8 protein-coding genes are annotated in these 9591 nt (G+C 41.7%); 2 read left to right on the top strand and 6 right to left on the bottom strand.

All coding sequences use genetic code 11. The features are described 5' to 3' along the window. Window positions 1-462 precede the first annotated feature (462 nt). Both HMPREF9010_RS17000 and HMPREF9010_RS17005 read right to left on the bottom strand, forming a co-directional pair. Window positions 463-1362 carry a helix-turn-helix domain-containing protein gene (locus HMPREF9010_RS17000; protein WP_004295774.1) on the bottom strand — a complete coding sequence of 300 codons (900 nt, stop codon included), beginning with the start codon at window positions 1360-1362 and terminating at the stop codon, window positions 463-465. Between the two features lie 30 nt (window positions 1363-1392). Beyond that, window positions 1393-2295 (bottom strand): helix-turn-helix domain-containing protein, encoded by a 903-nt coding sequence (locus tag HMPREF9010_RS17005; protein WP_008648009.1) that lies wholly within the window; start codon window positions 2293-2295, stop codon window positions 1393-1395. 203 nt (window positions 2296-2498) lie between these two features. Between HMPREF9010_RS17005 and HMPREF9010_RS17010 the strand changes: the two genes are divergently transcribed. Further along, window positions 2499-3506 (top strand): SDR family oxidoreductase, encoded by a 1008-nt coding sequence (locus tag HMPREF9010_RS17010; RefSeq protein WP_004295777.1) that lies wholly within the window; start codon window positions 2499-2501, stop codon window positions 3504-3506. Between the two features lie 139 nt (window positions 3507-3645). On the opposite strand, the gene HMPREF9010_RS17015 is transcribed toward HMPREF9010_RS17010, so the two are convergent. From HMPREF9010_RS17015 to HMPREF9010_RS17030, 4 genes are all read right to left on the bottom strand, one after another. Continuing rightward, entirely contained in the window at window positions 3646-4194 is a 549-nt protein-coding gene (locus tag HMPREF9010_RS17015) for a hypothetical protein (protein WP_004295778.1), read from the bottom strand. Between the two features lie 81 nt (window positions 4195-4275). Continuing rightward, entirely contained in the window at window positions 4276-5049 is a 774-nt protein-coding gene (locus HMPREF9010_RS17020) for a hypothetical protein (RefSeq protein ID WP_008648008.1), read from the bottom strand. A 23-nt stretch (window positions 5050-5072) separates the two neighbouring features. Next, on the bottom strand, window positions 5073-5768 hold the full coding sequence (locus tag HMPREF9010_RS17025) for a response regulator transcription factor (protein ID WP_004295780.1): 696 nt from the start codon (window positions 5766-5768) through the stop codon (window positions 5073-5075). Window positions 5769-5780: 12 nt separating this feature from the next. Continuing rightward, the gene (locus tag HMPREF9010_RS17030) at window positions 5781-7295 is read right to left on the bottom strand and encodes a sensor histidine kinase (RefSeq protein WP_008648007.1); all 1515 of its coding nucleotides are present in this window, start codon (window positions 7293-7295) and stop codon (window positions 5781-5783) included. Between the two features lie 132 nt (window positions 7296-7427). On the opposite strand from HMPREF9010_RS17030, the gene HMPREF9010_RS17035 reads away from it, so the two are divergent. Further along, window positions 7428-9536 carry an outer membrane beta-barrel family protein gene (locus tag HMPREF9010_RS17035; RefSeq protein WP_008648006.1) on the top strand — a complete coding sequence of 703 codons (2109 nt, stop codon included), beginning with the start codon at window positions 7428-7430 and terminating at the stop codon, window positions 9534-9536. Window positions 9537-9591 lie beyond the last annotated feature (55 nt).

Raw genomic sequence — 9591 nt, 5'->3', positions numbered from 1 at the left:
GAAATCATGCCAAAAGAAAGAAATAATACAAAGAGGATTGATTTCATCAGACGATAATATGGTTGCATTGTTTCCATTATTCTACAAGGATTAAATAATCTTTTTATATGTAACGTAAAAAGAGAACCTTTTGATCTGTCTTATCGAGACATTATTGACATCTCTCTTTTTGCAAAGTTATTGAAAAATAGCGTAATTCCTATATTATCATGAATAAGAAAAAGGAGAGAGCTTACGTATAGACATAAAAAAAGGAGCAACGCCTTGCTCCAACCTTTGTTAACCTTAAATCTAATACTATGAAAAACACATTGCAAAGATACGGACTATTGCGAAATTAGCAAATATTCCAAGAAAAAAAGTATGTTTCATAACATAGATTAAGAATTTGATATTCCAATTCAAATTTTATTAAGACTTTTTGATTGCTTTATCTTCCTCTAATCCCTTTGACATATACTTTCAATTAGGTATCCTGAAATCATTCGGAGAACAACCTGTGATTTTCTTAAATAACCGGCTGAAATACTGTGGATTCTGAAAACCCAGCTCTTGCGTTATCTGATTGATTGTTTTATCAGTATTCACCAACCAATCTTTGGCAATCTCGAAGCGTTTGAACTCGATATACTCTTTAAATGATTTCCCCGTTTCATACTTCAGTAAGTCGTTGAAATATTCAGGAGACAAATGAAGCAGGTTCGCACAATACTTATGTGAAAGTATATCGACAGTCGGTACCTGTTTCGTTTCAAAATGGTTATTTATGATTTTATCGAATTGTTTGATAATCGTTTTATTCGCTTCATTACGTGTAATGAATTGGCGTTCGTAGAAACGGATACAGTAATCCAGCAATAGTTCTATATACTTGGAAACTATCTTCTTGCTATGTCGGTCAATGCAACGTTCGAGTTCCTGGTTTATTTTATCCATAAACTCCAGAATGATTTGCTTCTCGCGCAAAGATATATGTAATGCTTCTTCAGGCAGATAAGAGAAGAAAGTATAGTTATGTATATTAAGTCCGAGCGGAGTGCCACAAATCAGATCGGGATGAAAAGCCAATATCCATCCTTTGGAAGGAAAATTCTTACTGTTTTCCTTCATATTGATAGACTCTCCGGGACTAAGGAAGAGCAAAGTACCATCCGAAAAATCATAATACTGGTGACCATACATATACGCTTCACATTTACACTCACTCAATAGAATCGTATAAAAGTCGAACTTGATGCCCGTATGAGCTGACAAGTCAGCCTTTGAGAGATCGATGACACTTACCAGCGGGTGTAGTGTCTTACTCCCCAGGCAACAATTGCATTGATGCACGGTTCCTATTTTGAGTACTTTATCTCCCATGATGTTGAGACTCCTGTATCTAAAATACGTCTAGTTTTTTTGTTTATATTCGTTCGGGGTGCAGCCGACATGCTTTTTAAATAACCGGCTGAAGTGCTGTGGATATTGAAATCCCAGTTCATAAGCTACCTGGCTGACAGTTTGAACACCTTCCAGTATTCTTTCTTTGGCCAGTTCGATAATTCGGCACTGGATATATTCCTGTGCAGTTTTTCCGGTTTCCTTCTTTATCAGGTCCCCGAAATAATTAGGAGAGAGGCATGCCTTGTCTGCAAAGTATTTCACGGATGGCAGTCCTTCGGTCATTGCCACCTGATTTTGGAAATATTCGTCCAGTAATTGCTCGAATTTAACGACTATATCTTTATTCGCCTGATTGCGTGTAATGAACTGCCGTTCGTAGAAACGCATACAGTAATCCAATAGCAGTTCGATATTCCGTACGATAAGTTGCTTGCTATGCTTGTCGATAGTATGCTCCAGTTCGAGCCGGATTTTATGTATGCAATCGGTTACGATTTCTCTTTCCTGATCTGAAAGATGCAATGCCTCATTTACCTCGTAAGAGAAAAAAGTATAGTTTTTGATATTCTGTCCTAATGAAGTTCCACGGATTAAATCGGGGTGGAATAAAACCCCAATCGACTTGGTACGGGGAGCCGTTCGGTTACGGTTGTCTATTCCGCTCACTTGTCCCGGTGCCATACAGACAACCGTTCCTTCCTGATAATCGTAATTCTTACGTCCGTATGTGAGATCCCCGCATTTGGCATCTTTCAGGAACAGACAATAGAATCCGATGTTCATACGGATATACTCAACCGACTTGGTAGCTTTTGAGAAGTCGATTACATTAACTAAAGGGTGCAATGTCTCCAGTCCACACAACTGGTCATACTGATCGACGGTTTCAATTTTTGTTATTTCATCCATATGCTTTGTTATTAATCTGATACAAAGATAAAACATTTGGAGGTATCTTTTTTATTTCATACCTCAAATCAGTAATAAGGGTACAAGAATCAGTAATCTGTATACTACATAAACTTGCGGGCGGAAAAATAAATGGCAATGATTGCTGGAAGTAAGTCATGGAATTGATATATTTGCTCCGGAGAATATAAAAAACAGGTTTTATGAAAGCATTATTCATTGGAGGAACGGGTACTATCAGTACAGATGTAGTTGCATTGGCGCAACAGAGAGGGTGGGAGATTACTCTCCTTAACCGCGGCTCAAAAAAAATGCCGGAAGGAATTCACAGTATCATTGCGGATATTAATGATGAAGAAGCTGTGGCAAAAGCCATCGCACTTGAACATTACGATGTGGTTGCGCAATTCATCGGTTATACGGCAGAAGACGTAAAGCGTGATATCCGCCTGTTTCAGAATAAAACGCGGCAATACATCTTTATCAGCAGTGCCTCTGCCTATCAAAAGCCATTAACCGATTATCGCATTACCGAAAGCACTCCTCTGGTCAATCCCTACTGGCAGTATTCCAGAAACAAGATAGAAGCGGAAGAGGTATTGATGTCAGCCTACCGGACAAGTGGTTTTCCGGTGACCATCGTTCGTCCCAGCCATACCTATAACGGAACCAAACCTCCCGTAGCCGTACATGGAGATAAGGGAAACTGGCAGATTCTCAAACGGATTCTTGACGGCAAACCTGTCATTATTCCCGGCGATGGCTCCTCTTTGTGGACACTGACTCACTCCAAAGATTTTGCCAAAGGCTATGTTGGACTGATGGCGAATCCACATGCCATTGGGAACGCTTTTCATATCACTACCGATGAAAGTATGACTTGGAATCAGATTTACCAGACAATCGCCGATGCGTTAGGCAAACCTCTGAACGCATTGCACGTAGCATCCGATTTCCTTGCCAAACATAGCGATCATTATGATTTCAGGGGGGAACTCTTAGGAGATAAAGCAGCTACGGTTGTTTTCGATAATTCGAAGATAAAGCGGCTCGTCCCAGATTTTATATGCCATATCTCTATGGCGGACGGATTGCGGCAAGCTGTACATTATATGCTTTCTCATCCGGAAACTCAAACACCCGATCCGGAATTTGATTCGTGGTGTGACCGTATAGCCAATGCAATCAGTGCGGCAGACAAAGCCTTCTGATTTTCCTGATTTTAATAAGTACCTGCCACTAATTAATTGCTATTTTTTAGGCACGGATTACACGGATTAACGCGGTTATTTTTCAGCAATGATAACCCTAAAGACCGTGACGTACGTGTAATCCGTGCCTAATTATTATTTAATAAGGAACATTTCTTCCTTGCTGCACCTCAATTCGTATTCCGAAATTACCATTGGCAGATTTCAGTTCGAACGCTCCCCGGAAATTATTCCTTTCCCAAGGCATAGCGCTACGGTTAGGCACCCGCCAGCCATCCTTGTTGTAATCTCCGTAAGTATTGATTCTCATTCCGTTTTTCAGTTTGAAAGATCCCATCTGCATAAACTGTGGAGAAGAAGACAATCCCCAACCATATCCGTATCCAAAACCGGCAAACCCGGAGTAAGAAGACGAAGAAAAAGAGTCGGTGAATCCTTGAGAATAGGTAATATCCGTGTTTAAACGAAAGAGCTGATTATAATCTTTCGTCATATTAGGCATATCTAAATTAAATTTGGGAAGTTCGGGAGTTGCTACGTTCATTAACCCCATATCCAGTAGAAAACCACCAAACTCTTTGATATTGGTAGATGGAGCACGACGAATACTATCGGAAGGAATTTCCGACTGTGCGGATGCAAAACCGACCGATAATATCAGCGAAAGAAATAGAATCAGTTTTTTCATCTTCGTAAAGGTTGATTTACCACAAAGATAGATAATTTCCACCTGACTATCCGCTTCCGTTATGTTTTCTTAGAAAAAAACTTATCTTTTCAATTTAATCACCGGATAAACGACAGGAGCCGTCTCCCATTTCCTTTTCATCGGGTTGTATGAGCGTTCCATACCTCCATGGAGTTCGATATAATCGTTGAACTTGATTTCAAGCATCATGCCATAACCGCTTTGCGGATAGATAGGAGTGAGATACCCCTGCGAAGCATTTCGTTCGCCATTCACAGAATATTCGCCGAAAGCCCGTATACGCAGAAATTTATTAATCCGGTAAGCAGCCGAACCGCTAAAACCAAAATCATTTCTGGCACCATGTTGGAAAGAAGGCATTGTGTACTTGGCACTGAACAGCCCACCTGAAAGCTCCCATCGTTCATTAGGGGCATACGTATAAATGGCACCTACCTGAATATGCGTCCCCATGGTAGGATACGTATTATGCAAACTATACGTACTTAAATAGCTGTTAGCATTGATCCCGAAAATATCCGACCGATTATAGTCACGGCTGAAGGGATCGAAAGAAGTACCCAGCCTGGGAGTAGGCCAGGGAGTATCCATAAATTCGGGAGGAGATATATGAAGCGTCATGCTATCCGTTTGAATGGTTGGCTTCCTGTCGTTCGGCGTTATATTCATATCGGGTAAGATGAAGCCCTCCTTATCCATATTTAATGGCTGCTTTTGCTCCGGTGGCAGAAGAACCGCACGGCCGATGCTATCCTTTTTCACTTCCACCTGTTGCGCAAATGCGGTACAGGTACAAAGTAAAAACATAAATCTTGTGAACTGTCTTTTATTCATGGCACTTTGCGGTGTTAAAGAGTTTAGTTGACAATCAGTTTATAGCCGATTCCCCGTACATTGACAATACGTATCTGTTCATCTTGCGAGAGTTTATGCCGCAATTTGGTAATGAACACATGTAGGCTTCGGGAATTGAAAAAACTGTCATCTCCCCAAAGTTCGAGCAAGACATCCTGCGTGTTGACCACCTGATTCCGGTTCTCGCAAAGCCGTTTCAAGATTTCCGATTCACGATGAGAGAGTTCCTGTCTCGTTCCTGCGTGTAATAAAGTTTGTGCAACAGGATCAAACAGATAACTTCCTATCTCAAAATGATTGGCAACCTTATTCTCTGTGAAGAGAAAAGCCTTTCCCATCAGTGCTTTGATTCGGATAATCAGCTCTTGTATACCGAAAGGTTTTTTCAGGTAATCATTCGCTCCGAGTTCAAACCCCTCCACCACATCATTGATGGCCGAACGGGCAGTCAGGAATAAGACAGGAGTCTGTTTATCCGTCTGGCGGATGCGACGTACCATTTCAAAGCCATCCATTTTCGGCATCATCACATCGGCTACAAGTACATCCGGATGAAGTTCGAAGAAAAGGCTTAGTCCTTCCTCACCGTCATTCGCCGTATGAATGATAAAATCATTTTCTTCAAGTGTATCCTTGATAATCATGGCGAGCGTCTGTTCGTCTTCTACCAGTAATACGGTAATTTTGTTTTTACTCATGATTTTATGGGTTTATAAAGTAATGGTAAAAGTGCTTCCTTTGTCCGGTTCACTTTTTACGGTGATAGTTCCTCCATGTTTTTCGACCATACTCTTGACATAGAACAGTCCTAGTCCGTAACCTTTTATATTATGAAGATTACCCGTCGGGACCCGGTAGAATTTATCAAATATGTGCTTTTGTTTATCAAGTGGAATCCCGATTCCCCGGTCGGTAACGCTGACGGTTACTGTCCCCCCAGTCTGTCGGCAGGAAATAGACAATTCGGCTTCCTCTTTCGAGTACTTCACCGCATTATCTATCAGGTTACTGATGATGTTGCTGAAATGCGTACGGTCGGCCACAATGACAAGCGTTTCCGGTTTAATATCCAATTCGATATGTACAGGCTTGTCCGCTTTTAGCTGGTGCTGCTCCATGAGCGGAGTAATCAGCTCCTTCAGGTTGATTTCCTCCGGATGCAAACGGAACGTTTTGCGACGCTCCATTCCCATGGATAAAATCTGTTCCACCAGCCCGCTAAGCCTTTGCAACTGCTCCTGACTGATGCGTAGATACTGGTCGCGCTTGCTTTTCTCTTCCGCCTGGTTAAAGTTCAGTAATGCGTCATTAGCCGCATAGGCTACGGCAATGGGAGTCTTTAATTCGTGCGTGATATTATTGGTAAAATCACTTTTCATTTCATCCAGCGTTTTCTGTTTCAGAAGCGTCCGGATAAGGAACCAGAAAGAGAATCCGAGAATCAGAAGAATTACAAATGAAGTGACCAGAATACCTGTCATCTGCTTTAACACCAATGAATTGATCGGCTCGAACACCAGTTGGTAGCGTTGGCTGTGATGCATATTAAATTCATAGTCATAGCGGATTGCCTTGGGACTGGGAATATAACTGCTATCTCCCGCAATACCTAATGTATCGGTATATACAATGGAAGAATCGGCACTGATTCCGGTATAAATCAAAAAAGTGTGATGAGGAATAGAGAGATTATGCTCTTTCATCACATGGGTGAGCAAACTGTCATATCGCTGCAGGTTGACATCTATATAAGTGTCCACACCCGAATGAATACCCTGCTGAATACTCATTAACAGCTCCTTTAGCGAATCTTGCTTTTTCAATAACACATCCAGCCCATTCTCGCTACTTGCAACAGGTGTAGAACCTTCTGCATTACCAACGGTTTTTACCGTATCCGTGGTTATTTCTGTCCGGGAGTGTATCGTATCCTGACGGCTACTATCCGTATAAGAAATCGTTTGTTGAGTCACTAATGAATTGCCGTCCGCATCATATCCGGCTGATACTGTCAGCGAACCGTGTTCCACATTATCTTTTTGCAAATCATTTACACGGAGCACGACCTCGTTGAAGTCACTCGTCCGCATCGCATCTCTGATATTACTCTCCATTTCCATTTTCATCGACCGGTAAAGCCCTGTCAACCAATAAGCTTGATAAACAAAGATTCCGATTAACGAGCAGATAACCAGTATGACGATATGTTTTAGCGGTAATTTCATACAGGCAAAGATAATAGGAAACTATTCTTATTCTTCTCTTTGATAAGACTAAATAACACTAGATAAGCCAATGATAACGCAAATTTCCATTTTTTCTACCGTATTTTGTCGTATTCCAAAAATAAAGACGAAATGAAACGGATTAGTTTACTATTTATGTCTCTTCTTTGTGTGTGGATATCCGCTACAGCACAAGTCGGACAACAGTCGCAGGAACCTGTCGACAGTATCAAGAATATAGGTTATATGGATAGTTTGTTTCAGGAACTGCCCGAAGTGATGATTACAGGTGAACGCCCGATCGTGAAAGCCGAACAAGGCAAACTCGTGTATGACGTACCGAGACTGGTGGGCAACTTGCCTGTGGATAATGCCTATGATGTTGTCAAAAATCTCCCGGGCATAGTAAATATGAATAACAGTCTGATGTTGGGAGGACAGGAAGTTACCGTTGTCATCAACGGAAAAGTGACCACACTGTCTGCCGAACAATTAGATGCTTTATTAAAATCAATCCCCGTCAGCCGGATTGAAAAGGCGGAAGTGATGTATTCCGCTCCGGCGCGCTATCAGGTACGCGGACCGATGATTAACCTGATATTAGCACCCGGCACAGGACAAGCATCTTCCCTTCAAGGAGAACTCTATACAGCTTTCAATCAACATCACTACAAGTCTTTGGCAGAACGTGGAAGTCTTCTGTACTCCGGACGTAAATTCTCTGCAGATCTTCTTTACTCTTACTCTTATGATCGCGACCGAAGGATAACGGAGAAAGAAGCACTTCACACGTTAGCCGATGGTTCGGTACATCAGATGGATATGGATGAAATCATGACTTCCCGTACCAATAGTCATCAGATACGCCTCGGAATGGATTACTCCCTCGCAGAAGATCATCTGTTAAGCCTGGTCTATACAACAGCTTTTACCGATACCAAACATTATTCCATAGCTACCGGTGCGCAAAACTCTGTTACCGATTCACAGGGAGACAACCAGCTCCATAATGCAAAGTTAGATTATCAAACCCCTTTCGGGCTGAAAGCCGGAGTGGCATTTACATCCTATCATTCTCCCGGCAGCCAATTATTATATAGCACGATGGGAACAGAGACAATGAATTTCTTGAGCCGGGATAAACAGCAAATCAATCAATGGCGTTTTTATGCCGGACAAGAACATACCTTGGGCAAAGGCTGGGGATTGAATTATGGTATAACCTATACGACCGCTTTAGACCATAGCTATCAAAGATATTATGACCCGGAAACAGATAACCTGTTACCGGATAATAACATGAACTCCCGCCGTCGCGAACAAACCCTGAATGTGTATGCCGGACTAAGCAAAAGCTTCGGTGAAAAACTCTCGGCCGATGTTTCTCTGGCAGCAGAGCAATATCATACAAATATCTGGAATGAATGGAGCCTGTACCCGGTAGCCAATCTAACTTATATGCCCGCTGCCGGACATGTCCTGCAATTCTCATTAAGTAGTGACAAGGAATATCCCGAATACTGGAGCGTACAGAATGCAATCTCTTACATGGGAGCATACTCTGAAATTCAAGGAAATCCCTATCTCAAACCTGCCACGAACTATGAAACCAGCCTTAATTACATATTAAAAGGCAAGTATGTTTTTTCCGCCTTTTATAGCTATACCAAAAACAAGCAAATGCAAACCCTCTACCAATCACCGGAACGCTTGGTAGAGATTTACAAGTTCTTCAACTTTGATTTTTCATCACAAGCCGGATTGGTAATGACAGTTCCCTTTAAGGTGAAAAAATGGCTCGACTCCCGTTTCACAGCCATCGGTTTTCGTTATCGCCAGAAAGATAGTGATTTCTGGGATATCCCGTTTGACCGTAAACTATATACATTCGTTTTGACGATGAACAACACATTCACCCTTTCCACCAAACCCGACTTAAAATTCACCCTGACCGGATTCTATCAAAATAGAGCTATACAGGGAATTTTCGATCTTCCCCGTTCGGGAAATCTGGATGTAGCGCTTCGTTACACCTTTGCAAAAGGAAAAGCACAATTGACGTTGAAATGTGACGACCTGTTCAATACCTCCACCATTTCGACACAAGTCCGTTACGGATTGCAGAATGTGAAAAACCACTATATGCGCACTACCCGTACATTCGGTATTTCGTTTAATTATAAATTCGGAGGATACAAAGAGAAAAAAAGGGAAGAGGTCGATACCTCCCGCTTTAAATAAACGCTAATTAATTTTTAGACATAAGAGCGAGAAAAATTTCAGACATAAGAACAAA

The sequence above is a fragment of the Bacteroides sp. 3_1_23 genome (assembly GCF_000162555.1).
Taxonomy (GTDB): Bacteria; Bacteroidota; Bacteroidia; order Bacteroidales; family Bacteroidaceae; genus Bacteroides; species Bacteroides ovatus.
The sequence above is the reverse complement of the archived record's forward strand: the minus strand, read 5'-3'. Positions and strand labels throughout refer to the sequence as shown.